This is a genomic window from Kribbella speibonae (assembly GCF_004331375.1).
Taxonomy (GTDB): domain Bacteria; phylum Actinomycetota; class Actinomycetes; order Propionibacteriales; family Kribbellaceae; genus Kribbella; species Kribbella sindirgiensis.
Genome location: NZ_SJKC01000007.1, coordinates 134,532 through 156,585, shown reverse-complemented (window position 1 = coordinate 156,585; position 22,054 = coordinate 134,532). Strand labels below are relative to the sequence as shown.

Sequence of the window (22,054 nt, the reverse complement as noted above, 5' to 3'; positions counted from 1 at the left end):
GGCCGATCATGAGCGTACGAGTGGGGATCAACGGGTTCGGGCGCATCGGGCGGGACTACCTGCGCTGCGTACTCGAGCGCGGATCCAGTGGCATCGAGGTGGTGGCGATCAACGACGTCACCGCGCCGGGGACGCTGGCGCACCTGCTCCGCTACGACTCGACGTACGGCCCTCTGAAGGAGGAGGTCGGTCACACCGAGAAGACGATCACGGTCGGCGGCCGGACCCTGCGGGCCACCGCCGAGCGTGATCCTGCCCGGCTGGACTGGGCCGCGGTCGGCGCCGACATCGTGATCGAGTCGACCGGGAAGTTCCGCACCCGGGAGGGCGCCGGTGCACACCTCACCGCCGGCGCCCGCAAGGTGATCCTGTCGGTGCCGGGCAAGGACGTCGACGCGACCGTCGTGCTCGGCGTCAACGAGGACGACTACGACCCGGCGACCCACGACGTCATCTCGAACGCTTCCTGTACGACGAACTGCGTGGCGCCGATGGTGTCGGTGCTGCACCGGGCGTTCGGGATCGAGCGCGGGCTGATGACGACGATCCACAGCTACACCAACGACCAGGTGCTGCTCGACTCCCCGCACAAGGACCTGCGGCGCGGACGGTCCGGGGCCGCCAACCTGATCCCGACCAGTACCGGCGCGGCCCGTGCGGTCGGCCTGGTGATCCCGGAGCTGGCCGGCAAGATCGACGGCGTCGCGGTGCGGGTCCCGATCGAGGACGGCTCGCTCACCGACCTCTCGGTCGAGCTGTCCCGGCCGGTCACGGTCGAGGAGGTGAACCAGGCGTTCGCCGACGCGGCGGCCGGTCCACTGAAGGGCATCCTGCGCTACACCACGGACCCGATCGTGTCGCGCGACATCGTCGGCGACCCGGCGTCGTGCATCTTCGACGCGCAGCTCACGCAGGTCCAGGACCACCTGGTCAAGGTCTTCGGTTGGTACGACAACGAGTGGGGCTACACGAGCCGCCTGGTCGACCTGACCGAGCTCGTCGCCTCCTCGCTCTGACCTCAGCAGCTCTGGAGGAGAGATGAACACCGAGTACGTCGTACGGCTCGACGGCGACGCCGAGCCCGCGCGCGTGGAGCAGATCGGGGTGAAGGCCTCCCGGCTGGCGGGGCTGGCCCGCGACGGCATCCGCGTTCCCGAGGGGTTCGCGGTGACCGCGGCGGCGTACCGGGAGTTCGTCCGGGAGGGCCGCCTCGGTCCGTCGATAGCGCAGGCGATCCGCCGGTTCCGCGCCGGCCGCGACCTGGTCGTCGCGGCCGCCGAGATCCGGTCGGCGTTCCGGGATGCGCCGGTGCCGACGGGGCTGACCGACGAGATCATGGCCGCGTACGACGAGTTGGGCGGCGACGGTACCGATGTCGCCGTACGGTGCAGCCCGGTTGAGCCGGCGGACGGCATACAGGACGACGTGTTTCTGCACCTGCGGTCCGGCGCCGACGTGGTCGCGGCCTGCCGGCGGTGCTTCGCGTCGCTGTTCAATGCGGTTGCTGTCGGCAACCGTGAGGCGATGGGCGGCGACCACCTGAAGGCCGTGATGCCGGTGACCGTCCAGTCGATGGTGCGCGCCGATGTCGGCGCCTCCGGTTCGGCGCGTGGCGAGAGCACGTTCGTTCGGGTCCGCGCCGCGTGGGGTCTGGGGGAGCCGCCCGTCGGCGACGCCGACCAGTACTCCGTTCACCCCGGTAGCAGGCCACTGATCGTGCGGCACCGCGGCGCCAAGCTGACCAAGTCCGTGTACGCCGATCCGCGCGGCACCCAAAGGATCCCCACGACGTACGACGAGCGGATGGCCCTGGTGCTGTCCGACGACGAACTCCGGCAACTCGCCGAATGGTCCGAGGCCGCCGACAAACACTTCCGCCGCCCGATGACGCTGGAATGGGCGAAGGACGGGATGTCCGGGACTCTCTACGTCGTCGAGGTCCGCCCGTGGATGGTTCCCGCGGTGACCATCACAGCCCGCGGCCGCGGTGTCGCCGTACCGCAGCTCGGGTGAGCCCGATGTTCGAGGTGCGGATCCACGGCCGCGGTGGCCAAGGAGTGGTGACGACGGCCGAGTTGCTGTCGGTCGCCGCGTTCGCCGAAGGGCGGCACGCGCAGGCGTTCCCGACCTTCGGGTCGGAGCGAACCGGCGCACCGGTGGTCGGTTTCTGCCGGATCGGCGACCGGCCGATCCGGACCCACGAGCCGATCGCGGAGCCGGACGCGGTGATCGTGCAGGACGCCACCTTGATTCATCACACCGACGTGTTCGGTGGTCTCGGCAACGACGGTTATCTGCTGATCAACACGTCATGGTCGCTCGCCGAACTCGGACTGGACGCGTTCGTGCGCCGGTTCAGGTCCGGACGCGTACTGACGGTCCCGGCGACCGAGCTGGCGCTGACCCACCTGGGCCGGCCGCTGCCCGGTGCCGTACTGCTGGGCGCCTTCGCCGCGCTGACCGGACAGGTGCAGGCCGAGTCGGTGGTCACCGTCGTCCGGGACCGCTTCGCCGGACAGATTGCCGAAGGCAACGTCGCGGCGGTCCGGGCAGCCTTCGAGCTGGCCCGGCGGACACTCGAGGAGGCAGCTGATGCGCTCACAGATTGAGGGATCGCGCGCGGTCGCGGAAACGGTCGCGCGCTGCCGTCCCGAGGTGGTCTGCGCGTACCCGATCTCGCCGCAGACCCATATCGTCGAGGCACTGAGCCGGCTGGTCGCCTCCGGTGAGCTCGCGCCGTGCGAGTTCGTGAACGTCGAGTCCGAGTTCGCCGCGATGTCCGTGGCGATCGGGGCGTCGGCGACCGGCGCCCGGGCGTACACGGCGACCGCCAGCCAGGGCCTGCTGTACATGACGGAGGCACTGTTCAACGCCGCGGGGCTCGGCCTGCCGATCGTGATGACGGTCGCGAACCGGGCGATCGGTGCCCCGATCAACATCTGGAACGACCACAGCGACGCGATGTCGCAGCGCGACTCCGGCTGGATCCAGCTGTACGCCGAGAGCAACCAGGAGGCGGCCGACCTGCACGTCCAGGCGTTCCGGATCGCCGAGGAGCTCTCGCTGCCGGTGATGGTCTGCATGGACGGATTCGTACTGACACACGCGGTGGAGGGTGTCGACGTACCGTCGCAGGAACAGGTGGACGCGATGCTGCCGCCGTACCGTCCGCGTCAGGTACTGGACCCCGACGACCCGATGACCATCGGGGCGATGGTCGGCCCGGACGCGTTCACGGAGGTCCGGTACCTCGCGCACCTGCGGCACCGGGAAGCACTCACGGTGATTCCGCGGGTGGCCGACGAGTTCGCGCGGGAGTTCTGGCGGAGCTCCGGTGGGCTCGTCCGGCCGTACGGATGTTTGGGTGCGGAGACGGTCGTCGTCGCGCTCGGCTCGGTGCTCGGCACGCTGAAGGACACCGTCGACGAGCTCCGTGCGGAAGGCGTAAGTATCGGCGTGCTCGGCGTGACCACGTTCCGCCCGTTCCCGTCAAAAGCGGTGCGGGCCGCGCTGCGCGGTGCGCGCCGAGTGGTCGTCCTCGAGCGGGCGCTCGCGGTCGGGATGGGCGGGATCGTGTCCGCGGACGTTCGGGGGAGTGTGCCGGAGGCGTCGATCGCGACGGTGATCGCCGGCCTCGGCGGCCGCCCGGTGACCAAGGCGTCGCTGCGGGCGATGCTGACCGAGGCCGCGGCAGATCGCCTGAAGCCGTTGACCTTCCTGGATCTGAAGGACGACGTAGTCGAGCGCGAGCTCCGGCGGACGGGCTGAGGAGGCACCATGCCTGCGCAACGGATCAAGTTCTACCAGACCGGCAGCTTCGCGGTCGGGAACCGCCTGCTCGATCCCGAGCAGCGCTCGGTGCAGGCCGGCGCCGATCGGGCGAACTCGCTGACCATGGGCCATCGCGCCTGCCAGGGCTGCGGTGAGGCGCTCGGCGCCCGGTACGTGCTGGACGCGGTGATGCGTGCCGCCGGCAACCGGGCGGTGACCGTCAACGCCACCGGCTGCCTGGAGGTCTTCTCCACGCCGTACCCGGAGTCGTCGTGGCGGGTCGCCTGGCTGCACTCGCTGTTCGGCAACGCGCCCGCGGTGGCGACCGGTGTCGCCGCCGCGCTGAAGGCGAAGGGCCGGACCGACGTCCGCGTGGTCGGCCAGGGCGGTGACGGCGGCACGGTGGACATCGGGCTGGCGTGCCTGTCGGGGATGTTCGAGCGCAACGACGACGTGTTGTACGTCTGCTACGACAACGGCGGCTACATGAACACCGGCGTACAGCGGTCCGGGGCCACTCCGCACGGCGCCGTGACGACCACGACACCGGCCGGGAACTCGTTCGGCCAGGGCAAGAGCCTCCCGCTGATCGCGATGGCGCACCGGATCCCGTACGTCGCCACCGCGACCGTCGCCGATCTGCGTGACCTCGAATACAAGGTGACCAAGGCGATGGAGTACCACGGCGCGCGCTACCTGCATGTCCTGGTGCCGTGCCCGCTCGGCTGGCGGACGGCCTCGGACGAGACGATCCGGATCGCCAGGCTGGCCACCGAGACCGGTGTCTTCCCGGTGTTCGAGGCCGTCGACGGCGAGGTGACGGAGGTGACGCGGATCCGCCGGCGCCGGCCGGTCGTCGACTACCTGCGGCCGCAGGGACGGTTCGCGCACCTGTTCGGCGAGGTCCCGCGCGACGACGTGATCAGCCGGATCCAGGCCGAGGCGGACCGCACCGTCCGCGTCTTCGGCCTGACCGAACCCGACGAGGTGGTTTAGATGCCCAACAGTCCACACCCGTTTGCGATCACCCTCGACGTGGGTTCGAGCTTGGCGAACAAGACCGGCTCGTGGCGAACCGAGCGTCCCGTCTACCTGGACAGGATGCCGCCGTGCAACGACGCCTGTCCTGCGGGGGAGAACGTCCAGGAATGGCTCTCGAAGGCCGAGGAGGGCGACTACGAGGCCGCCTGGCGGCAGATCATGGTCGACAACCCGTTCCCGGCGATCATGGGCCGGGTCTGCTACCGGCCGTGCGAGACCGCGTGCAACCGGGCGACGCTGGACGAGCCGGTCGGTATCAACTCGGTCGAACGGTTCCTGGGCGACGAGGCGCTGAAGCAGGGCTGGGCGGTGACGGTCGAGGCACCGCCGAGCGGCAAGCGTGTACTGGTCGTCGGTGCGGGTCCGTCCGGCTTGTCAGCGGCGTACCACTTGGCGCGGCTCGGCCACGAGGTCACCGTGCGGGACGACTCGCCGGAAGCCGGCGGCATGATGCGGTACGGCATCCCGTCGTACCGGCTGCCGCGGGACGTCGTCGACGGCGAGATCCAGCGGATCTCCGACCTGGGAGTGCAGCTCGAGCTCGGTACGCCGGTGACCGATCTGGGTGGTGCGCTGGACGAGTTCGACGCCGTGTTCCTGGCGGTCGGCGCGCACATCGGGCGCCGGGCCGACATCCCGGCCGGCGACTCGGCGCGGATCGTCGACGCGGTGTCGATGCTGGCCGGCCTCGAGAAGGGCGAACAGCCGCTGCTGGGCCGCCGCGTGGCGGTGTACGGCGGCGGCAACACCGCGATGGATGTCGCCCGGACCGCGCGGCGGCTCGGAGCCGCGGACGCGGTCGTGGTGTACCGGCGGACGCGTGACCGGATGCCGGCGCACGACATCGAGGTCCAGGAGGCGCTCGAGGAAGGCGTCCGGATGCGCTGGCTGTCGACCATTGTGTACGCCGGTGGCGACCGGGTCCGGATCGAGAAGATGCGCCTGGACGAGACCGGGTTCCCGCAGCCGACCGGCGAGTTCGAGGAGCTGGACGCGGACTCGGTCGTGCTCGCACTCGGGCAGCAGGCGGACCTCGTGCTGGTCCGGGATCTTCCCGACGTGACCGTCGCCGACGGCGTCGTCCAGGTCGACGGCGCGATGATGACGGGCCGCGCCGGCCTGTTCGCGGGTGGCGACATGGTGCCGGGCGAACGGACCGTCACGGTTGCCGTCGGCCACGGGAAGCAGGCCGCGCGGAACATCGACGCGTGGCTGCGGGGTACGGCGTACACGCATCCGGACCGGCCGGAGCTCGCGACGTACGACCGGCTGAACACCTGGTACTACTCGGACGCGCCGGCGACCGTCCGGCCGCAGCTGGACGTCGCGCGCCGGATCACGACGTTCGACGAGGTGACCGGTGGGCTGACCGCCGAGACCGCGCTGTTCGAGGCCCGGCGGTGCATGTCCTGCGGCAACTGCCTCGAGTGCGACAACTGCTTCGGCGTCTGTCCCGACAACGCGATCATCAAACTGGGCCCCGGCAAGGGCTACGAGATCGACCTGGACTTCTGCAAGGGCTGCGGCCTCTGCGCCACCGAATGCCCGAGCGGAGCCATCACCATGTTCCGCGAGCGGTCCTGAGTGCGACGGCTTCGACGAGAGGAGTTTCCGTGGACAGGTCCGGCAAGGTACGGCGGTTCGGCGTACGGCCGATCGTGGTCGGGTACGACGGGACACCGGCGAGCGATGCGGCCGCGCGCTGGGCCGCGGGGGCGGCGCAACGCCTCGGCCGCGGGATGCGGATGGTCCAGGTGATTCCCTGGCCGGCGCTGCGCGGCAGCGGTAGCGCAGCGGTGGCGCTCGGCGCGGATGCGCTCGGGCGGGCGGCCGAACGGCTGCTGGACAAGGCCTGCCGCGACATTCGCCGCCGGCATCCCGAGGTGGAGATCGATGCCGAGGTGCTGATCGGCGACCCGGTGCCGGTGCTCCTGCGGGAAGCGGCCGGCGGCTCGTTGCTGGTGCTCGGTTCCCGCGGTCTGGGCGAGCTGCGTGAGGTCGCCGTGGGATCGGTGATGGCGCACATCGCGACGCACGCGACCAGCCCGGTCATCGTCGTACCGGCGGACTGGCGGCCGCAACCGGATCGACCGCGGCAGGTGGTCGTCGGCGTCGACGGGTCGGTGGAGAGCTGGAACGCGATCGCCTTCGGCTTCGAGTTCGCCGAGCAGACCGGTGCGGCGGTCACCGCCGTCCTCGCATGGCACGACCCGACGAGCACCGGACCTGGCGACATGCTGTTTCCCGTCCACGATCTCGACGTACTGGCGGAGGACAGTGCTGTCGTGCTGAGCGAGGCCGTGGCCGGCCAGGCGGTCGACCATCCGGATGTGAAGGTCACCGAGAAACTCGTTCACGGCACGCCGGCGAAGGCTCTGGAGGAGGCGTCCCGCGAGGCCGACCTGCTGGTCGTCGGATCCCGCGGCAGAGGCCGGATCCGCGGGTTCCTGCTCGGCTCGGTCAGCCGCGCCGTCCTGCACCACGCGACCTGCCCGGTGGCCGTCGTGCGCTGAACCGTCAGCCCTACCCGGCACAGGACGTTCGGCCCTGCCCCGAGGGGCGGCGGCGGAACGAGAGTGGAGGTAAGCATCCCGGCCGTTGAAAGGAATTCCGGACATGACGAAGTACATTCTCGTCGGGGTCGACGACTCGCCCGAGGCGCAGATCGCGTTGCGGTGGGCGGTGGATGCGGCGGCCGCGCGGGAGTTGCCGGTGCGGGTGATCCGTGCGTATCTGAACGAGGTCAGCCGGTGGCCGGCGCTCGGGGTCGAGGGTTATGTGCCGCCGCCGATGCCGCTCGACAAGTTCCAGCACGAGCTGGACGCCGCTGTGCAGTACGCGCGCGCGACAGGCTCGGGTATGACGGCGGCTCCGGGTGGCTGGCGAGCTCCGATCCGGCGAACGCGTTGCTGATCGAGGCGGACAACGCCGAGATGGTGGTTGTCGGGACCAGGTCGCGGAACAAGGTGTCGGCGGCGGTTCTGGGGTCGGTGGCGACGGCGGTGTCCGCGAAGGCGCCGTGCCCGGTGGTCGTGGTGCGCGGCGAACGCCGTACCGGACCTGTTGTCGTGGGCACCGATGGGTCGCCGGACTCGGAGGACGCGATCGCCTTCGCTTTCGAGGAGGCGGCTCGCACCGGTCAGAGGCTGGACGTCGTCTACTGCTGGCAGCCCCAGGCGGAACACGCCGCGCCGATCGACAGCACCGAGCAACTGCTGCAGAACTGGCTCGCCGAGAGCCTCGCGCCCTATAGGGAGAAGTTCCCCACGGTGCCTGTGCGCGCCTCCGTAGCGGAGGGCCGGGCCAGCACTCGCTTGATCAAGAGGTCTGCGAAGGCCTCGCTCGTCGTCGTCGGCTCCCGTGGTCGTGGCGGCGTCACCGGCCTGCTGCTCGGATCGGTCAGCCAGAGCCTTCTGCATCACGCGGACTCGCCGGTGGCGATCGTCCGCCGGTCCAAGGAGTCATGATGCGTCACTTCCTGACTGTGTCCGATGTGATGACCAAGAACGTCGTCACCGTCGCCGAGGACACACCTTTCAAGGCGGTCGCCGCCGTCCTGGCCGAGCACCACATCAGCGCCGTCCCCGTTCGTAGCGCCTTCGGAGGGATCGTCGGTGTCGTCTCCGAGACCGACCTGCTGCGCAAGGAGGAGTTCCAGCGCAGGCCGCGCCGGCCCTGGCAGCGCGGCGCGATCCGGACCAAGGCCGACGCGATCACGGCCCAGATGCTCATGTCGAGTCCCGCGGTCACCATCGAAGGTGGCTGCACGCTCGACGAGGCCGCCCGGCTGATGGCCGCCCGCCGCATCACCCGGCTGGTCGTGACGGACGGCGACAAGGTCACCGGCATCGTGACGCGGTCTGATCTGCTGCGCGTCTTTCTCGCCCCCGACCAGGAGATCCTGGCCCGGATCCGGCGGGACGTCGTCGACGGGCACCTGTGGGACGAGCCGCTCGCCGTACAGATCGACGTACTCGAAGGCGTCGTGACGCTGACCGGGCAGGTACCGCAGCGCAGCACCGTCGCACTGGCCGGAAGTCTGGTCGCCGGCGTGGACGGTGTGGTCGGCGTGCACAACGAGCTGACCTGGGCGTTCGACGACACGGCCCGTGCCGCAGGACCGTTCTACTGAGAACACCCGCAAGCGGGGGCGGGTGAGTTGGGGGCAGCTCACCCGCCCTCTTTCATGTCCGGGCCTGCTCGGATGACCGGAAGGTCAGGTGCTCGCTGACGTCGACGGACCAGAGAACGAGTAGCGTGCCGATGGAGATCGTGGACAGGAGAGCCGACGGCAGCGCGATCGCCACGGCGCCCGTGCTCGCGGAGGCCACAGCCAGGCCGGCAGCGAGCCAGCCTGCGGGGTCAGGGCTCAACGAGCCGGCGAGCAACAGGACGACGGCGCCGATCAGGACCAGCGAGACGCAGCTGCCGGCGCGGTTGCCCAGCGCAACGAACGGCAGCTGGATCGCAAGCAGTACGACGATCAGCAGTGAGGCGACGAGCTCGCGACGGGGAACGGTAGGCATGGTCAGCCTGCGTGTGCGGTCGAGATGTCGCGGCCATCGAGCGCCGGAAGGGCGCACAGGACGACGGCAACGGTGCCGGCGATCAGCCACAGATAACCGAGCTGGAGACCAGCGCCCAGGGGCCCGTCGTGGAAGGCCTGGTGGATGGGGGAGTACGGCTGCCAGGACTCGAACCGCGGGAGGATGAGGCCCATCGCGTAGACGACGTACGCCGCTGTCGCCGCGCTCGCAGTCAGCGCGATCGCGGTGGCGCGCCGGCCCGTGACCGCACCGGCCGCGAGGGCGAGGACGCCGAACTCGATACCGAGCAGCGTCAACGCGAGCGCACCGCCGGCTGCCTCCGGTACCGAGATCCCGAGGCCGAAGACCAGGCTGCCGATACTCGTTGCCGCGAACAACGCGCAGCCGAGCGCGGTGACCGACACGGCCAGCGCAAGGGCCTTTTCGAGAACGATCCGCGAGCCCGAGACCGGTGTCACGAGCAACAGTTCGAGCGTGCCGCGTTCCTCTTCACCGGCGAGTGCACGGGCGCCGTGCCCGATGCCGTAGATCAGGAAGAGCGCCGGGAGCAGCAGCGTGAACAGCTCGGCATTGAGGAAGCCGGCGCCGGTGGTCATCGCCTCCAGGTTGAAGAACTTGCGCAGTTCTTCCGGGAACGACTGGTACAGCTCCTTCAGGTCCGGCATGTCACGGACCGAGGGCCACAGCGCGCATTCGAGCAGCACCAGGACGGCGATCGCGATCGACCAGCCGATCAGTCCGCGGCGGGCGTCGTACACCGATTTCAGGAAGACGTTGCGGAACATGGTTCCTCCTGCCCGTCGTAGTAGTCGAGGAACGCGGCCTCGAGGTCCGCTTCGTGGCTGAGCACGTTGGTGACGTCGTACGGCGCGACCGCCTTGATCAGCTCGGCGGTCGACCCGGTCACGGTGACGCGAACGGTGTGGCCGTCCACGGTGACGTCGTGGACTCCGGGTACGGCGTGGATGCGTGCGGCCGGCGGGATGCCGGCGAAGGTCAGGTCGAGGCGGCGCCGGGCACGGTCCTTCAAGGCCTGCACGGACTGAACGGTGACCAGCCGGCCGGCGCGCAGGATCGCGACGGTGTCGGCGACGGCCTCGACTTCCGAGAGCATGTGCGAGGACAGGAACACGGTCCGCCCGGCGTCGCGGGTCTCGCGGAGCAGTGCCCGGAACTCCCGCTGCATCAGGGGATCGAGGCCGGACGTCGGCTCGTCGAGGATCAACAGGTCCGGGTCGTGCATGAACGCCTGGACGATGCCGACCTTCTGCCGGTTGCCGCGGGACAGGGCCCCGATGCGGACGCCGAGGTCGAGGTCGAACCGTTTCGCGAGCAGCTCGATGCGGTTCCGGTCGACGCCGCCGTACAGATGGGCGAAGTAGTTCAGGTACTGCGTGCCGGTCAGATCGGGATACGCCACGAAGTCGCCGGGCAGGTAGCCGATCCGGCGCTGCAGTGCGTCGTACTGGTCGGCAGCGTCGAAGCCGAACACCATCGCGGACCCGGCACTCGGCCGGATGAGCCCGGCCAGCAGCCGGATCGTGGTGGTCTTGCCGGCGCCGTTCGGCCCGAGGTACCCGACGATCACGCCAGGCGGTACGTCGAGGTCGAGCCGGTCGAGGGCGGTCCGGCGCCCGAAGCGTTTCGTCAGCCCACGCGTCTTGATGACGGTCTCCATGCCAGGTCTCCTGAGGTCGCACTCCCGCAGTTCCAGTCAAGCCCGGGGCCGCAGTGCGGGGCAGGGCCGAAGGTCCTGTCGGGAGGTGTTGTTCGGCCGGTGTGACGGCCGTTGCGGCGCGCCAGAGTCGAGGGTGGGAAGTCTCGTTCAGGGAGGTCTGTGATGAAGGCGTTGGTCTACAACGGTCCGGGGCAGCGGAGCTGGCGCGAGGTGCCGGATCCGGTGATCCAGGATCCCGAGGACGCGATCGTCCGCGTCGACGCGGTGACGATCTGCGGTACCGATCTGCACATCCTGAAAGGTGACGTACCGAGCGTCGAGCCCGGGCGGATCCTCGGGCACGAGGCGGTCGGCACGATCACGGCCGTCGGCGACGGCGTTCGCGGCGTGGCGGTCGGCGACCGGGTGCTGATCTCGTGCATCACGGCCTGCGGGCGGTGCGAGTACTGCCGGCAGGGGCATTACGGCCAGTGCCTCGGTGGTGGCGGCTGGATTCTCGGTCACCTGATCGACGGCACCCAGGCCGAGCAGGTCCGCGTTCCGTTCGCCGACCGGTCGGTGTACAAGCTGCCGGACAACGTCAGCAACGAGGAAGCGGTGCTGCTCGCCGACATCCTGCCGACGTCGTACGAGGTCGGCGTACTGAACGGCACGGTCTCGCCGGGTGACACCGTCGTGATCGTCGGCGCGGGGCCGATCGGGCTGGCCGCGCTGGCCACCAGCAAGCTGTTCACGCCGTCGCGGGTCGTGGTCGTCGACGCCGCCGACTCACGGCGCAAGGCCGCACTCGAACGTGGCGCCGATCTGGCTCTCGGGCCGGACGAGGACGTCGAGGCGAAGGTCCGCGAGCTGACCGGTGGACTGGGCGCCGACGTGGCGATCGAGGCGGTCGGCGTACCGGAGACCTTCGAGCTCTGCACTCGCGTCGTCCGTCCGGGTGGCACGGTCGCGAACGTCGGCGTGCACGGCGCACCGGCGACGCTGCACCTGGAAGACCTGTGGATCAAGAACGTCACCATCGTGACCGGCCTGGTCGACACGTACTCCACACCGCGTCTGCTGTCCATGCTGGCCGCCGGCCGGCTACAGCTGCCCGGCCTGATCACCCACCGGTTCGGCCTCGACGAGATGCAGGACGCCTACGACGTCTTCGCCGACCCGGCCACCACAGGAGCCCTCAAAGTCGCCCTGTTCGGCGACCAGGGCTTCTGACAATTTCGCTGGCTGACCCACGAAATGAGGGGTTCCACACCCGGAACGCGGGTGTGGAACCCCTCAACTGCTGGGTCAGCCAGCGAAATTCAGGTGAGGCTGACGCTTAGTGCACCGGCCGCCGATCACGCGGCGGACCTGAGAACGCGGTGCCGGGCGCTGGAGCTGGTCGAGGAACGACGCGGCGAGCTTGTACGACGTCGCCACGAGCAGCACCCGCTGCAACGCCTGACCGGCACGGACCCAGGTGTCCTCGTCCTCGTCGGGTGTGCTCAGGACGACGATCTCGTCGTCGGTCAGTCGGTCGGTCGGCATCGGGTCTCTCCTGCCTGGGGTTCCGGGATTCCAGCGTCGGCCGGCCGGCGCGCGGTCGGCAGCGGCATACGTCCCGGGGGCGGTGGGCCCTTCGGCACCGATGGATGGGTGACAACGGCTCTGACCGTCAGACGCCGTCGAACCGCACGATCGAGGTGTCGGAATCGAGTGAAAGGACGACATCATGACCACCACGCCGCATCGGCGTCAGTTCCCGGCTCCCACGATGGAGCCCGATGGTGATCGGCACCCGATCATCACTACCGCGGGCGGCCGTGCACTTGCCGTGCTGCGGATCCTGTTCGGCCTGACCTTCCTGTGGGCCTTCTTCGACAAGCTGTTCGGCCTCGGCTACGCGACCCCGTCCGGCAAGGGCTGGATCGACGGCGGCAACCCGACCGCGGGCTTCCTGGGCAAGGGAACCTCCGGTCCGTTCGCGGACTTCTACCAGGGCCTGGTCGGTGACTGGTGGGTGACCCCGCTGTTCATGGTCGGCCTGGCCGGTATCGGTCTGGCGCTGACGCTCGGCATCGGGATGCGGATCGCGGCTGTCAGCGGTGCGCTGCTGTACGTGCTGATGTGGACGGCGAACCTGCCGCCGGAGAACAACCCGGTGCTGGACGACCACATCATCGGCGCCGTCACGGTCGTCGCGCTCGCGCTGGTTGCTGCTGGCAACGTCTGGGGCTTCGGCAAGTGGTGGAGCAGCCTGGACTTCGTTCGCAAGTACCCGTGGCTCCGGTAAGTGAGGGAGTGAGCTCGATGCCCGTCAAGCCGGTCATCTACGTAGGGGTCGACGGCTCCTGGCGTGACACCGGTGCTCTGGAGTGGGCCCTGCAGGAGTCGCTGCTCCTGCAGGAGCCCCTCCAGGCGGTGCACGTGATCGACGAGCGGCTGCGCCACGTCCCCGGCTGGGAGGCGGACGCCGTCGATGACGCGTCGATGCAGCTCGTCGGCGAGGTTCAGACGTACCTCGACGACAGGCGGGGGAGGCTCGACCGCGAGGCGGACCTGATGGTCGGGCCGCCGGCTCGCACGCTGGTCGAGGCAGCCGCCGGGAGCCGGATGCTGGTGGTCGGCCGCCGCGGGCTCGGCACGTTCAAGCGGTTGCTGATCGGCTCCACCTCGGAGGCGGTCGTGACCCACGCGGCGCACCTGATGGTGCCCGTGGTGATCGTGCCCGAGCACTGGAAGCCGACCGACGGCGCAGGCCCGGTGGTCGTCGCCGTCGACGACACCGATGACAACACCGCAGTGATCGAGTTCGCGATCGCGGCAGCCGCCGAGCGGAAGCTGCCGGTCCGGCTGCTGCACGTGTGGGACCTGCCGGCCGTCTACAGCTGGGACGCGATGAACACCGCCGGTGTCGGCGCCGAGTGGGCCGAGAACGCCCAGCGGCACCTCGAGAACCTTGCTGCCGAGTGGCAGAACAAGTACCAGGAGACGCCGATCCAGTTCGAGGTCCGGCGCGGCCACGCGGTGGACGGTGTCGTCACCGGCGCCGAGGAGATCGACGCCCAGCTCCTGGTCGTCGGCAGCCGGAACCGCACTCGGCTGATGTCCGTCCTGCTCGGCTCGGTGACCCGCGGTGCCCTGCACCACGCGACGTGCCCACTGGCCGTCGTGCCCGTTCAAGTATGAGGTGAGAGAGATGAATGCCTGGAACCGGACCGGGCCCGTCGCGGTCGAGGTCGACGGAACCGCGGAGAACCTCCGTGTGGTGGACTACGCGGCCGCGGCGGCGTTGCGGTCCGGGGCCGAGCTGGTGCTCGTGGCGCCCTACTCGGCGCACGGCTCGGCCACCCCGATGACGGCGTACGCGCCGAAGCCGCCGGCTGACCTGGCGGACGCCGCGTTACGGACTGCTGTCGCCCATCTGCGGCACCGGAACGGGTACGCGCTGGAGCTGGCGGCGGTCGCCGGCGAAGGATCGCGGTCCCGGGTGCTGGCACACGCGGCACGGAAGGCGCGGATGCTGGTCGTCGGACGATCCCGCAGCCGTGGACCGCAACGGCTTGTGCACACCCAGGCGAACCTGACACTGACCGCGCGGGCCGGTTGCCCGGTGGTCGTCGTACCGCTGTCCTGGAAGCCGTCGCTGCTCGACCGGAGAGTTGCCGTCGGCATCGACGGTACGGCGCTGTCGGCCGAGGCGCTCGAGTTCGCCTTCGGGGAGGCGGCTGCGCGGGAGGGCGACCTGGTCGTGGTGCACGCCGGGCTGCCGGCCGAGCGCGCGTTCGTCGACGAGGACCCGGAATCTTCCTGGATCAGCCGGGCCGAGTACGTGTTGTCGGAGACGCTCGCACCGTGGACCAGCCGGTTCCCGACCGTGAAGGTGACCCGGTTCCTGAGCAGCCGGCCGCCGGCCGCGGCGCTGGTGCACGAGAGCGCCGAGGTCGGCCTCGTGGTCGTCGGCGCGCACAGCGGACCGCTGCCGATCGACCCGGTGGCACGCCGGTCGACGGCCGCGATGACCTGCCCGGTCGCGATCGTCCCGCATCACCTGACCGAGCCGGAACGGAAGCACCTGCTCGCCGGCCGAAAGACCAGGTCCGTCGTCCCGGCGACCTGAGAGGAGAAGGATCATGGCTGAGACGGATCGTGCGCTGATTGTGTTCGAGACGATGTTCGGCAATACCGAGCGGATCGCGCGGGCGATCCGGGACGGGCTGCGGCAGTACGTTCCGGCCGAGACGGTGCCGGTGAACCGGGCGCCCGACGTGGTGCCCGGCGACGTCCGGCTGCTCGTGGTCGGCGGGCCGACGCACGCGTTCTCGATGAGCCGGCTGTCGACGCGCCAGGGCGCGTGGCAGCAAGGCGATGTGGTGATGCCGATCGAGATCGGGATCCGCGAGTGGCTCGGCGCGCTCCAGCCGGGGGACACCGGTCGCCTGCGGGTGACGACGTTCGACACCCGGATCGCCAAGGTGCGACGGCTGCCGGGCTCGGCGGCACGGTCGGCGGCGAAGGTGCTGCGCCGGAAGGGCTACCGGATGCTCGGCACGTCCGAGAGCTTCTTCGTGAACGAGACGACCGGCCCGATCCGCGACGTCGAGATCGACCGCGCGCAGCGTTGGGGCGAGGAACTCGGCCGGCTGCTGACCGGTTCCGCGCGGGCCGCCGGATAGGAGGCGAGCGGCGATGATGCACTCGACGGCCGCTGCGGTGTTCTGGTCGATCACCGTGCTCGTCCTGTGGGTCGTGGCGGTGGGCGGTGCGGCGTGGGCCGCGGTCCGGATGACCCGGCAGCCGCGACGCCCGCCGCCCTCCCTGCCCTCTCCACTGGACATCCTCGAACGCCGGTTCGCCGCGGGCGAGATGACCCACGACCAATTCGACGAGGCCCGCGCCCGGCTCCGCGAACACGAGCTGGACGTGTGACGACACAACCGAGGGGCTCACCGGACAGTCGGTGAGCCCCTCAGTTGTGTCGTCACCAGGAGCGGATGCGGCGGCCGGTGATGCGGTGCGGTTCGATGATCATGTAGGTCTCGCGGGTGCCGCCGGCCCAGGTGTCGAGGTGGTCGCGGTTGGCCTCGGTCTCGGCGTCGGTCGCGGGACGGACCAGGCCGTTGACGAGGACGCTCCAGCCGTCCCGCAGGCCCTCGTCGAAGAGGTCGAGCTCGAACGCGATCGGGTCCAGGTCGAACTGCGCGACCGCGCTGTCGGCGGCGGTGCGGAAGACGATCAGTTCGTCGCGGTAGCGGTAGTTGACCGGGATCACGACCACCTCGTCGATCCCGCTGTACGCGATCCGGCCGATCGAGCCGGCGCGGATCAGGACGATGCACTCCTCGCGCCGCATCGGCTCGAGGACAGGCGCCATCGGCGGCCGCGGCGGGTTCGCCGGATGCCGCGGCCCGGTGAGCTCCTCGACGGTGAGGTCGAGGGCATGGGCCAGCCGGAGCAGCTCCGCCCCGGTCAGCGCGAAGGGCCGGCTCTCGATGTGCTCGATGCGGTCCGTGGTCAGCCCGGCGCGTTCGGCGACCTCCGCGGTCCTCAGACCGAGGGCTTGCCGGCGGTGCCGGATCCGGTGGCCGAGGCTGCTCGGCCCGCGTGCGGTCTGGGTGTCCATCGGGGTCTGCCTTCCTCTCGAACTCTTGCTTCCAGCCAATCAGCCGGACGGCCGCGTGGGCAGGGTCCGAGGTCACTCCCGGACGGGCCGGACGGCACGCGCCGAAGGTCCCGAACCGGTCGGGACCGAGGTCCCTGGCAGTACCGTGATGGCAGGGGCATGCTGGAGCCAGCGCCCGGCTGGGGCGGGTACGGCGTGAAGCCAAGGAGACAGCGATGACGATCAAGGTGTTCCTGCTCGACGACCACGAGGTGGTGCGGCTGGGCCTGCACCAGCTGCTCGACGCGGAGCCCGACATCGAGGTCGTCGGTGACGCGGCGACCGCGGCAGAGGCGGTCGCACGGATCCCCGCCGTACGGCCGGATGTCGCGGTGCTGGACGTGCGGCTGCCGGACGGCGACGGCATCAGCGTCTGCCGCGAGGTGCGATCGCAGATGGACGAGCCGCCGGCTTGCTTGATGCTGACGTCGTTCTCCGACGACGAGGCGCTGTTCACCGCGATCATGGCCGGTGCCGCGGGGTACCTGCTCAAGCAGATCAACGGTCGTGCGCTGATCGACGCCGTACGCCGGCTCGCGGCCGGGGAGTCACTGCTCGACCCGTCGATGACGGCGAAGGTCCTGGAACGGCTCCGGCACCCGGCCGAGGCCGAGGACCCCAGGTACGCGTCGTTGACCGAGCAGGAGCGCCGGATCCTCGCCGAGATCGCCGAAGGCAAGACCAACCGCCAGATCGCCCAGTCCCTGTTCCTGGCCGAGAAGACCGTGAAGAACTACGTCTCGTCCCTGCTGCGCAAACTCGACCTGGAACGCCGCACCGAAGCCGCCGTCTTCGCCGTCGAACACGCGAAGAAGCAGCAACGACGCTGACGCTCTTTCACGACGCTGCGGTCGTCAGCCGAGGAAGTGACCGGCTGGTGGCCGGGTCGCGTGCTTGCGGGAGGGCTTGGTCGCGGGGCGACGGTTGGTGCCGTGTTCGGTGGGCTCGATGGTGGTGCTGATGTTGGTTGCCCAGGCGCGGATCTTGGTCCAGTCGCGGGAGTCGCCGGCGAGGTCGCCGGTGGCGAGGCGTCGAGCCAGGAAACCTTTGGCAGTGTCCGGTTCGAGGCTGCCCGCGAACGTCACCGCGGGCGGTGCCCCGATCTCTTGCGCGAGACGACGTACGGCCGGCGGCATGTCCTGGGCCTGGTCTTTGTCCGGCCCGACGGGACCGCTGTGGAACAGCCAGACCTGACGGTCGCGGAGCGCGTCGACGTTGTGGCGGAGGAACCGTACGGCGTCCTTGCGCCACCGGCGCATGTACAGCGCGCTGCCCAGGATCACCACGTCGTACCGCGTGAGGTCCTTCACCCGGTTCACGTCGACGACGTCGACGTCGTGCCCGCGCGCCGTGAGCTCGGCGCCGATCGCGCCGGCGATGCCGGCGGTCGCGCCCGCTTTGCTGGCGTAGGCGATCAGTACCTTCCTGGACATCGGGACCTCCTTCGATCACTCCAACAACATCAGCCGTCCCGGTGCGGCGGCAGTGCCGAACGACCCGGCTGCGCGGGACCTTCGATCGCCGGCTCCCGAAGCCGGGACCTTTGGCCCTGTGGCGCGGTCGCTGCGGCAAGGAGCGTGGAACACGGAGGTGGCACAGATGACCGAACTGCCGACGACCGGCCGCTACGTGTTCGACTTCGCCGAAGGGCGGATGGAGCAGAAGGACCTGCTCGGGGGAAAGGGGGCCAATCTCGCCGAGATGACCCGGCTGGGTCTGCCGGTCCCGCCCGGCTTCACCATCACGACGGCAGCCTGCCGTGCCTATCTCGAGACCGGTGATCTGCCGGCCGGCCTGGGCGACGAGATCACCGCGCATCTGCGCGACCTGGAGCAGGCCATGGGCCGCCGGCTGGGTGACGCCAACGACCCGCTGCTGATCTCGGTGCGCTCCGGTTCGAAGTTCTCGATGCCCGGCATGATGGAGACGATCCTGGACATCGGGCTGACCGACGAGTCGGTCCACGGGCTGGCGAAGCACTCAGGCGATGACCACTTCGCCTGGGACTCCTACCGGCGGCTCCTGCAGATGTACGCGCGCACAGTCCTCGACGTACCGGACGACCTGCTGCAGGCAGCGGTGTCCACGGAGTACGCCGAATGGGGTGTCGGGACGCCCGAGGAACTGCCGGCAGCTGCGATCGAACGGGCCTGTGTCGCGCTGAAGCAGACCATCGCCGACCACGCCGGCCGGCCGTTCCCGCAGAACCCGCTGGAGCAGCTCGACCTGGCGGTGCGCGCGGTCTTCCGCTCCTGGTCCACGCCCCGGGCCCGGCTGTACCGCCGCCAGGAGCAGATTCCGGACGACCTCGGGACAGCGGTCAACGTGATGGCGATGGTGTTCGGCAACCGTGGGCCCGACAGCGGCACCGGTGTCGCGTTCACGCGGAACCCGGCGTCGGGCGAGCCCGGCGTGTACGGCGACTACCTTCAGGACGCTCAGGGCGAGGACGTCGTCGCGGGCGTCCGGAACACCGTTCCGCTGGCGCGCCTGGCAGAGATCGATCCGGTCAGCCATGCCGGGCTGCGGACCGCGATGTCGACGCTGGAACGGCGCTACCGGGACCTGTGCGACATCGAGTTCACGATCGAACGCGGCCGGTTGTGGATCCTGCAGACGCGGGTCGGCAAGCGGACCGCCGAAGCGGCGTTCCGGATCGCCGTGCAACTGGTCGACGAGGGCCTCATCACCCTCGACGAGGCGCTGCTGCGAGTCACCGGTGGCCAGCTCGGCCAGCTGATGTTTCCGCGGTTCGCCGAGCGGCACGGCGTACCGGCGCTGGCGCATGGAGTGGCGGCCTCGCCGGGCGCTGCTGTGGGGTACGCGGCCTTCGACTCGGCGGCCGCGCAGCGCTTCGCGGCGGATGGCCGACGAGTGATTCTCGTACGGCGTGAGACCAACCCTGACGATCTGCCCGGAATGCTGGCGTCCGCGGGAATCCTCACCACCCGGGGCGGCAAGACCTCGCACGCCGCGGTCGTCGCCCGGGGACTGGGAAAGACCTGCGTGTGCGGGGTGGAGACCTTGACCGTGGATCCGGTCGCCCGGCGCGCCGAGACGGCGGCGGGTGCCGTGATCGAGGAAGGCGATCTGGTGTCCTTGGACGGGACCGCGGGCATCGTGTATGCGGGCGAAGTTCCGGTCGTCGCGTCGCCGGTGGTGGAGTACTTCGACGGGCGTACGGATCTCCTGGACGAGGATGAGCTGATTCGTGCCGTGGATCGGCTGCTGCGGCACGCCGACGCGCGCCGGCGCCTGGGGGTTCACGCGAATGCCGACACACCCGCCGATGCTGCCCGTGCACGCCGCTTCGGGGCGGAGGGCATCGGGCTCTGCCGTACGGAGCACATGTTCCTCGGTGAGCGGCGCCAGCTCGTCGAGCGGCTGGTGCTGGCCGCGAACAGCGCCGACCAGCAGGCGGTGCTCGAGGAGCTGCTGCAGCTGCAACGTGCGGATTTCGTGATGATCTTCCGTGCGATGGCGGGGCTTCCGGTGACAGTGCGGCTGATCGATCCGCCGCTGCACGAGTTCCTGCCGGACCTGACAGACCTGTCGGTGCGGGTGGCCGTCGGACAGGCCACAGCCACCCCCGACCCTGAGGCCGAGCGGCTGCTCGCGGCGGTGCAGCGGATGCACGAGAGCAACCCGATGCTCGGACTGCGCGGTGTCCGGCTGGGCATCGTCATCCCCGGCCTCTTCGCCATGCAGGCCAGGGCGATCGCCGAGGCCGCCGCCGAGGTGACGGCGGAAGGGACGGCCGTCCATCCGGAGATCATGGTGCCTCTGGTGGCCGGCGAGGCGGAGCTGCAGCTCGTACGGCGGGAGATTGAGGGCGTTCTCGCCGACGTGGCCGCGCGCACCGGTCGCACGGTCCCGACCCGGATCGGCGCGATGATCGAGGTCCCACGGGCGGCGCTGGGTGCCGAACGGATCGCCCACTCGGCCGACTTCTTCTCCTTCGGCACCAACGACCTCACCCAGCTGACGTGGGCGTTCAGTCGCGACGACGTCGAGGCGTCGATCTTCCCCCGCTACCTCGACGCGGGCATCTTCGCGGTGTCGCCGTTCGAGTCGCTGGACGTCGAGGGTGTCGGCAGGCTGGTTCGCCTGGCCGTCACCGAAGGCCGCACGGGCAATCCGGACCTCGTCATCGGCGTCTGCGGCGAGCACGGCGGCGACCCGGCGTCCATCGCCTTCTTCGCGGAGGCGGGCCTGGACTACGTCTCGTGCTCCCCGTACCGCGTTCCAGTGGCACGCCTCGAGGCGGGCCGCGCCGCCGTGGCACCCACGGGCGCGACGAGCGACACCCGCTGACGGGCGTCGTCGAGGAAGGTGAGGGCGGTGATCGTACGGCGGTGCGGCCGAAGCGGAGCGCTCCGGCCGCGAGCGCCTCGATCAGGACGGTTCCTTCGGGAGGAAGTCGGCGACCGGGCGGCGGGCGGTCCCGGTGTGGGACCTGCTGTGGCCGAAGCGGATGATCATGTGTGCGTGACCCGGGTGCCCGGTCAGACGCTGGACCTTGCGGCGCAGGTCGTCGTACTCGAGCGGCTGGTTCAGGAACGATGCGCTGACCCCGTCCCGGGTCGCGGCGAGCAGGACCCGCTCGAGCGCGGCTCCGGCCGCCACCTGATCGGCGGGCTCGTCGTAGTCGGTGGAGAGAACGGCCAGGTCCGGGTGTTCCTCGAAGGCCCGCTCGGACCGCAGCCGGTCGTTCGGCCGGGTGCCGAGATCACGGACGGCGGCGGGATAGCCGGCGGACCGCGGGCCCAGTGCTGAACTCGGAACGCCGTCGCCGGGGCGCTGGCCACCGACCCAGTGCGCGCGTTCGGCGCGTCGCTGCCAGTCGTGGATCTCGCGCAGGTCGGTGTCGAGGACCAGGTCGAGAACGGTGCGGACCTCGTCCTCGCCGAGCCAGGTCAGCTCGGCGCCCTCGGCGTACGCCGCCCGCAGGAGCCGCACGCGGACGTCCTCGGTGACCGGGATCGCGTCGGACGGGTTGCGGTCGGTGTGCCGGTAGGGGATCTGTACGGCGAGGTCGCGGAGCTCCTCGTCCCGCGCGGCGGTGGGTTCGAGCACGACCCGGGCGAGCAGATCGGGTTCGTCCTCCGGGTACGGCGCCAGCCCGAACCAGGTGCCGTACCCGAGGCTTTCGGCCGCGCACCGCAGGTTGAAGGTGGCGGCGCCGGCGGCGATCCGCATCGCGCGACCGGTCGGGTCCTCGGCGGGCAGCGTGCGCGAACCGTCCAGGTACACGTCGATCACGTGACCCTCGACCTCGAACCGCCACGGTTGGGTGTTGTGCATGCTCGGCGCGGCCACGGCCGCCGCGAGCAGTGCGTCGACGTGCGCTTTCGGCAGTTGATCGGACACGGTGTC

Annotated in this window: 25 protein-coding genes; 18 read left to right on the top strand and 7 right to left on the bottom strand. The window is 70.2% G+C overall.

The features are described 5' to 3' along the window. Positions 1-8: 8 nt before the first annotated feature. The 10 genes from gap to E0H92_RS37505 all read left to right on the top strand — a co-directional run bounded on the left by gap (position 9) and on the right by E0H92_RS37505 (position 8,944). Complete coding sequence (gene gap, locus E0H92_RS37550; protein WP_131499641.1) at positions 9-1,016, top strand: type I glyceraldehyde-3-phosphate dehydrogenase; 1,008 nt, start codon at positions 9-11, stop codon at positions 1,014-1,016. Positions 1,017-1,038: 22 nt separating this feature from the next. After that, positions 1,039-2,013 (top strand): PEP/pyruvate-binding domain-containing protein, encoded by a 975-nt coding sequence (locus tag E0H92_RS37545; RefSeq protein WP_131499640.1) that lies wholly within the window; start codon positions 1,039-1,041, stop codon positions 2,011-2,013. Between the two features lie 5 nt (positions 2,014-2,018). Further along, positions 2,019-2,609 carry a 2-oxoacid:acceptor oxidoreductase family protein gene (locus E0H92_RS37540; protein WP_131499639.1) on the top strand — a complete coding sequence of 197 codons (591 nt, stop codon included), beginning with the start codon at positions 2,019-2,021 and terminating at the stop codon, positions 2,607-2,609. Further along, a complete protein-coding gene (locus E0H92_RS37535) occupies positions 2,593-3,768 on the top strand; it encodes a transketolase C-terminal domain-containing protein (RefSeq protein WP_131499638.1) in 1,176 nt (391 codons plus the stop codon). The genes E0H92_RS37540 and E0H92_RS37535 overlap by 17 nt, the downstream gene beginning before the upstream one ends. Positions 3,769-3,777: 9 nt before the next feature. Beyond that, positions 3,778-4,767, top strand: a complete 990-nt coding sequence (locus tag E0H92_RS37530) for a thiamine pyrophosphate-dependent enzyme (RefSeq protein WP_131499637.1) — start codon at positions 3,778-3,780, stop codon at positions 4,765-4,767. Next, positions 4,768-6,396 carry an NAD(P)-binding protein gene (locus E0H92_RS37525; protein ID WP_131499636.1) on the top strand — a complete coding sequence of 543 codons (1,629 nt, stop codon included), beginning with the start codon at positions 4,768-4,770 and terminating at the stop codon, positions 6,394-6,396. Positions 6,397-6,425: 29 nt separating this feature from the next. Next, positions 6,426-7,325 carry a universal stress protein gene (locus E0H92_RS37520; RefSeq protein WP_202874019.1) on the top strand — a complete coding sequence of 300 codons (900 nt, stop codon included), beginning with the start codon at positions 6,426-6,428 and terminating at the stop codon, positions 7,323-7,325. Positions 7,326-7,428: 103 nt separating this feature from the next. Continuing rightward, the gene (locus E0H92_RS37515) at positions 7,429-7,725 is read left to right on the top strand and encodes a universal stress protein (RefSeq protein WP_131499634.1); all 297 of its coding nucleotides are present in this window, start codon (positions 7,429-7,431) and stop codon (positions 7,723-7,725) included. Then, the gene (locus E0H92_RS37510) at positions 7,719-8,279 is read left to right on the top strand and encodes a universal stress protein (protein WP_131499633.1); all 561 of its coding nucleotides are present in this window, start codon (positions 7,719-7,721) and stop codon (positions 8,277-8,279) included. The genes E0H92_RS37515 and E0H92_RS37510 overlap by 7 nt, the downstream gene beginning before the upstream one ends. Then, entirely contained in the window at positions 8,276-8,944 is a 669-nt protein-coding gene (locus E0H92_RS37505) for a CBS domain-containing protein (RefSeq protein ID WP_238173763.1), read from the top strand. The genes E0H92_RS37510 and E0H92_RS37505 overlap by 4 nt, the downstream gene beginning before the upstream one ends. A 52-nt stretch (positions 8,945-8,996) precedes the next feature. Here E0H92_RS37505 and E0H92_RS37500 read toward each other — a convergent pair whose 3' ends face one another. The 3 genes from E0H92_RS37500 to E0H92_RS37490 are packed head-to-tail and all read right to left on the bottom strand — an operon-like array spanning position 8,997 to position 11,037. Beyond that, positions 8,997-9,338: a hypothetical protein gene (locus tag E0H92_RS37500; protein WP_131499632.1), complete on the bottom strand. Its 342-nt coding sequence runs from the start codon at positions 9,336-9,338 to the stop codon at positions 8,997-8,999. 2 nt (positions 9,339-9,340) lie between these two features. Further along, positions 9,341-10,144, bottom strand: coding sequence for an ABC transporter permease subunit (locus tag E0H92_RS37495; protein ID WP_131499631.1), 804 nt, complete (start codon positions 10,142-10,144; stop codon positions 9,341-9,343). Further along, entirely contained in the window at positions 10,123-11,037 is a 915-nt protein-coding gene (locus E0H92_RS37490) for an ABC transporter ATP-binding protein (RefSeq protein WP_131499630.1), read from the bottom strand. The genes E0H92_RS37495 and E0H92_RS37490 overlap by 22 nt, the downstream gene beginning before the upstream one ends. 162 nt (positions 11,038-11,199) lie before the next feature. Here E0H92_RS37490 and E0H92_RS37485 point away from each other — a divergent pair, with 162 nt between their 5' ends. Then, positions 11,200-12,249 (top strand): zinc-dependent alcohol dehydrogenase family protein, encoded by a 1,050-nt coding sequence (locus tag E0H92_RS37485; RefSeq protein WP_131461260.1) that lies wholly within the window; start codon positions 11,200-11,202, stop codon positions 12,247-12,249. Positions 12,250-12,324: 75 nt separating this feature from the next. On the opposite strand, the gene E0H92_RS44485 is transcribed toward E0H92_RS37485, so the two are convergent. After that, a complete protein-coding gene (locus tag E0H92_RS44485; protein WP_165550215.1) occupies positions 12,325-12,564 on the bottom strand; it encodes a hypothetical protein in 240 nt (79 codons plus the stop codon). A 184-nt stretch (positions 12,565-12,748) separates the two neighbouring features. Here E0H92_RS44485 and E0H92_RS37475 point away from each other — a divergent pair, with 184 nt between their 5' ends. Genes E0H92_RS37475 through E0H92_RS37455 form a run of 5 tightly spaced genes read left to right on the top strand, consistent with a single transcriptional unit; the run spans position 12,749 to position 15,945 of the window. Continuing rightward, the gene (locus E0H92_RS37475; protein WP_131499628.1) at positions 12,749-13,309 is read left to right on the top strand and encodes a hypothetical protein; all 561 of its coding nucleotides are present in this window, start codon (positions 12,749-12,751) and stop codon (positions 13,307-13,309) included. A 17-nt stretch (positions 13,310-13,326) separates the two neighbouring features. Continuing rightward, the gene (locus tag E0H92_RS37470; RefSeq protein WP_131499627.1) at positions 13,327-14,205 is read left to right on the top strand and encodes a universal stress protein; all 879 of its coding nucleotides are present in this window, start codon (positions 13,327-13,329) and stop codon (positions 14,203-14,205) included. 10 nt (positions 14,206-14,215) lie between these two features. Then, the gene (locus E0H92_RS37465; RefSeq protein WP_131499626.1) at positions 14,216-15,136 is read left to right on the top strand and encodes a universal stress protein; all 921 of its coding nucleotides are present in this window, start codon (positions 14,216-14,218) and stop codon (positions 15,134-15,136) included. A gap of 13 nt (positions 15,137-15,149) precedes the next feature. Next, positions 15,150-15,692, top strand: coding sequence for a flavodoxin family protein (locus tag E0H92_RS37460; RefSeq protein ID WP_165550214.1), 543 nt, complete (start codon positions 15,150-15,152; stop codon positions 15,690-15,692). Between the two features lie 13 nt (positions 15,693-15,705). Then, the gene (locus E0H92_RS37455) at positions 15,706-15,945 is read left to right on the top strand and encodes an SHOCT domain-containing protein (protein WP_131499625.1); all 240 of its coding nucleotides are present in this window, start codon (positions 15,706-15,708) and stop codon (positions 15,943-15,945) included. Between the two features lie 52 nt (positions 15,946-15,997). Here E0H92_RS37455 and E0H92_RS37450 read toward each other — a convergent pair whose 3' ends face one another. Further along, a complete protein-coding gene (locus tag E0H92_RS37450) occupies positions 15,998-16,639 on the bottom strand; it encodes a helix-turn-helix domain-containing protein (RefSeq protein ID WP_131499624.1) in 642 nt (213 codons plus the stop codon). A gap of 215 nt (positions 16,640-16,854) precedes the next feature. On the opposite strand from E0H92_RS37450, the gene E0H92_RS37445 reads away from it, so the two are divergent. Then, a complete protein-coding gene (locus E0H92_RS37445) occupies positions 16,855-17,508 on the top strand; it encodes a response regulator (protein WP_131499623.1) in 654 nt (217 codons plus the stop codon). Positions 17,509-17,532: 24 nt separating this feature from the next. Here E0H92_RS37445 and E0H92_RS37440 read toward each other — a convergent pair whose 3' ends face one another. Beyond that, positions 17,533-18,111: a flavodoxin domain-containing protein gene (locus E0H92_RS37440; protein ID WP_131499622.1), complete on the bottom strand. Its 579-nt coding sequence runs from the start codon at positions 18,109-18,111 to the stop codon at positions 17,533-17,535. Positions 18,112-18,277: 166 nt separating this feature from the next. Between E0H92_RS37440 and ppdK the strand changes: the two genes are divergently transcribed. Further along, a complete protein-coding gene (gene ppdK, locus E0H92_RS37435) occupies positions 18,278-20,992 on the top strand; it encodes a pyruvate, phosphate dikinase (protein WP_131499621.1) in 2,715 nt (904 codons plus the stop codon). A gap of 81 nt (positions 20,993-21,073) precedes the next feature. Here ppdK and E0H92_RS37430 read toward each other — a convergent pair whose 3' ends face one another. After that, positions 21,074-22,048 (bottom strand): Acg family FMN-binding oxidoreductase, encoded by a 975-nt coding sequence (locus tag E0H92_RS37430; protein ID WP_131499620.1) that lies wholly within the window; start codon positions 22,046-22,048, stop codon positions 21,074-21,076. Between the last annotated feature and the right edge of the window lie 6 nt (positions 22,049-22,054).

Bases quoted from the DNA above. Each gene is read 5' to 3' on its own strand.
- E0H92_RS37450 (WP_131499624.1), bottom strand. From the start codon at position 16,639: ATGGACACCCAGACCGCACGCGGGCCGAGCAGCCTCGGCCACCGGATC.
- E0H92_RS37475 (WP_131499628.1), top strand. From the start codon at position 12,749: ATGACCACCACGCCGCATCGGCGTCAGTTCCCGGCTCCCACGATGGAG.
- E0H92_RS37545 (WP_131499640.1), top strand. From the start codon at position 1,039: ATGAACACCGAGTACGTCGTACGGCTCGACGGCGACGCCGAGCCCGCG.
- E0H92_RS37530 (WP_131499637.1), top strand. From the start codon at position 3,778: ATGCCTGCGCAACGGATCAAGTTCTACCAGACCGGCAGCTTCGCGGTC.
- E0H92_RS37470 (WP_131499627.1), top strand. From the start codon at position 13,327: ATGCCCGTCAAGCCGGTCATCTACGTAGGGGTCGACGGCTCCTGGCGT.
- gap (WP_131499641.1), top strand. From the start codon at position 9: ATGAGCGTACGAGTGGGGATCAACGGGTTCGGGCGCATCGGGCGGGAC.
- E0H92_RS37485 (WP_131461260.1), top strand. From the start codon at position 11,200: ATGAAGGCGTTGGTCTACAACGGTCCGGGGCAGCGGAGCTGGCGCGAG.
- E0H92_RS37540 (WP_131499639.1), top strand. From the start codon at position 2,019: ATGTTCGAGGTGCGGATCCACGGCCGCGGTGGCCAAGGAGTGGTGACG.
- E0H92_RS44485 (WP_165550215.1), bottom strand. From the start codon at position 12,564: ATGCCGACCGACCGACTGACCGACGACGAGATCGTCGTCCTGAGCACA.
- E0H92_RS37465 (WP_131499626.1), top strand. From the start codon at position 14,216: ATGAATGCCTGGAACCGGACCGGGCCCGTCGCGGTCGAGGTCGACGGA.
- E0H92_RS37490 (WP_131499630.1), bottom strand. From the start codon at position 11,037: ATGGAGACCGTCATCAAGACGCGTGGGCTGACGAAACGCTTCGGGCGC.
- E0H92_RS37500 (WP_131499632.1), bottom strand. From the start codon at position 9,338: ATGCCTACCGTTCCCCGTCGCGAGCTCGTCGCCTCACTGCTGATCGTC.
- E0H92_RS37460 (WP_165550214.1), top strand. From the start codon at position 15,150: ATGGCTGAGACGGATCGTGCGCTGATTGTGTTCGAGACGATGTTCGGC.
- E0H92_RS37515 (WP_131499634.1), top strand. From the start codon at position 7,429: ATGACGAAGTACATTCTCGTCGGGGTCGACGACTCGCCCGAGGCGCAG.
- E0H92_RS37455 (WP_131499625.1), top strand. From the start codon at position 15,706: ATGATGCACTCGACGGCCGCTGCGGTGTTCTGGTCGATCACCGTGCTC.
- E0H92_RS37535 (WP_131499638.1), top strand. From the start codon at position 2,593: ATGCGCTCACAGATTGAGGGATCGCGCGCGGTCGCGGAAACGGTCGCG.
- E0H92_RS37440 (WP_131499622.1), bottom strand. From the start codon at position 18,111: ATGTCCAGGAAGGTACTGATCGCCTACGCCAGCAAAGCGGGCGCGACC.
- E0H92_RS37525 (WP_131499636.1), top strand. From the start codon at position 4,768: ATGCCCAACAGTCCACACCCGTTTGCGATCACCCTCGACGTGGGTTCG.
- E0H92_RS37495 (WP_131499631.1), bottom strand. From the start codon at position 10,144: ATGTTCCGCAACGTCTTCCTGAAATCGGTGTACGACGCCCGCCGCGGA.
- E0H92_RS37445 (WP_131499623.1), top strand. From the start codon at position 16,855: ATGACGATCAAGGTGTTCCTGCTCGACGACCACGAGGTGGTGCGGCTG.
- E0H92_RS37505 (WP_238173763.1), top strand. From the start codon at position 8,276: ATGATGCGTCACTTCCTGACTGTGTCCGATGTGATGACCAAGAACGTC.
- ppdK (WP_131499621.1), top strand. From the start codon at position 18,278: ATGACCGAACTGCCGACGACCGGCCGCTACGTGTTCGACTTCGCCGAA.